We start from the raw sequence: 2,181 nt of genomic DNA on the forward strand, positions 1-2,181 counted from the left end.
ACGGATTGAGCGATGTGAGCGGATCTTGGAAGACCATGCCCAGTTCGACGCCCAGGCGCGCCCGGTCGGTGGCAGCCAACGTGCCGGACAGGTCCAGGTCGTCGAACACATGAGTCGTGGATGTGACGACCGCGGGCGGTTCGAGCAACCCCGCCAGGGCCATCGCCGTCAGCGACTTGCCCGAGCCCGACTCGCCGACGATTCCGACCACCTCGCCGCGGGCGATCGACAGATCTACGTCGCGCACGCACTTGACCGTGCTGCCCTCCGGTGTCGGGAATTCGACGTTGAGCCCAGTGATCTCGGCAATGCTGGAGCGTTCCGAAACGACAGCCACCGGTGCCGCCTTCCGCGAGATGCTGCGGCGCCTCGACGACGAACCCGCGACCGCGGCGACAGCGTGGTCCGTCACGGCGCGAAGCCCGCTACCCGGAGTCTTCGCCGCTGCTTCGCTGAGCATCGTGAACACAAGCCCGGCGAGCACGATCGCGATACCGGGACCGAGCGCCGCAAGCGGATTGATGTAGATGCGCAGGTTGCCCTCCTGCAGCATCCGGCCCCAGTCGTACTCCGGCGCCTGCACACCGAGCCCGAGGAACGACAACCCCGCGAAGGACAGCAGCGTCACGCTCGCGGCGGCAGCCGCGTTCACCAAGAGCGGGTTCGCGATGTTCGGAAGCACGTGTCGCCAGAGGTTGCCGGCGGGCCCGACGCCGACGACGCGCGCAGCACGGACGAAATCGCGTCCGGAAATGGACGACGCGAGGTTGTAGACCAGGCGGGCGAGTGAGGGTATTCCGGCAAGGCCGATGGCCAGCATGGCGCCGACCGCGCTCGCGCCCCAGATGACGGTAATGAAGAGCACGAGCAACAGCCAGGGAAACGCCAGGAGGATGTCGAGCAGCCCCATCAGCCCCATCCGCGGATACCTCGGGAGCACGGCTCCGACCAGGCCGAACACTATGCCACCGACCATCGAGATAGCCGTGGCGCCCAAGGCGAGCAGCAGAGAGAGCCGGGTCGCGGTCATGACCCGGGCGAAAATGTCGCGCCCGAGCTCGTCGGTGCCGAAGGGATGCGCGGCGCTCGCGGACTGCAAGCGTTCGGATACCGAGTCGGCTGCGGCGGCATCTCCCCACACGATGGGGCCGATCACCGCGCCTGCCACCAGGAGGAGCGTTCCGATGGCGGCACCGAGGGCCGTGGGTGTGAATCGCCGTTCAGGAGTGGCCATGGGTCATCCCTCCGTGATCGACGAGCGCGGATCGATGGTGATGAGGATCAGGTCGACGATCAGATTCACGCCGAGAACGATGAGCGCATACACGATCACCGCGCCTTGCACGACGGGATAGTCTTTCGCGCTCACCGCCGAGACCAAGCTTCTGCCCATCCCGGGAATGGCGAACACCGTCTCGATGAGGACGGTTCCCGCGGTCAGCCCGCTCAGCACCAGACCACCTACGGTCAGCGTGGCGGTCACGATGTTCGGTAGCGCATGCCGCAGATAGAACAGCCGCGCCGGCAGCCGCTTGCTGCGTGCGGTCGTCATGTACGTCATACCGAGCACTGCGACCATCTCGACCTGCACGATGCGAGCGAGGTAGGCCATCGGCCCCAGCGACAGCGTGAGCACGGGCAGGACTGCCTCATGCACGCTCCCCCACCCAGCAGCCGGCAGCCATCCGAGCTGAACCGCGAACAGCGCGATCAAACCGACGGCGAGCAGAAAGTTCGGGATCGCGATCAGCACACCCAAGAACGATGAGACCGTGATGTCACGCGCACGATGGCGTCCCGTGCGCGACGACACCGCCGCGGCGATGCCGATCGGCAGTGCACCGATCATAGCGACGACGAACGCCCCGGCGCCGAGAGTGATCGTCGCGGGGAACCGCTGCGCGATGATCTCGGACACCGGCCGCTGCGTCTGGATCGAGAGGCCGAAGTCTCCCCGCAGCAAGCCACCGATGTAGTCGACGAACTGCTGCGTAACCGGCGTGTCCAGTCCCAGCTCCGCACGGGTCGACGCGACCAGTTCGGGTGTCGCGTCCGGACCGAGTACCGCGCGCACCGGGTCACCCGGGACCAAATGCATGAGGAGGAAGGAAGCCAGGACGACGACGATCAAGGAGATCGCGAGGCGACCAAGCCGGCGCAGCAGGAAGGAGGTCCTCGGGG

Annotated in this window: 2 protein-coding genes; both read right to left on the minus strand. The window is 66.7% G+C overall.

Features of this window, described 5'->3' with window-relative positions; translation table 11 throughout:
* Nucleotides 1-1,234 (minus strand): ABC transporter permease subunit (locus tag ELR45_RS01580; RefSeq protein ID WP_129662874.1); only part of this gene is annotated, 1,234 nt, incomplete at its 3' end.
* A 3-nt stretch (nucleotides 1,235-1,237) separates the two neighbouring features.
* Nucleotides 1,238-2,181: ABC transporter permease (locus ELR45_RS01585; RefSeq protein ID WP_205855679.1), on the minus strand; the 944-nt coding region annotated here is incomplete at its 5' end.

This window comes from Phytoactinopolyspora endophytica, from assembly GCF_004138495.1.
GTDB lineage: Bacteria > Actinomycetota > Actinomycetes > Jiangellales > Jiangellaceae > Phytoactinopolyspora > Phytoactinopolyspora endophytica.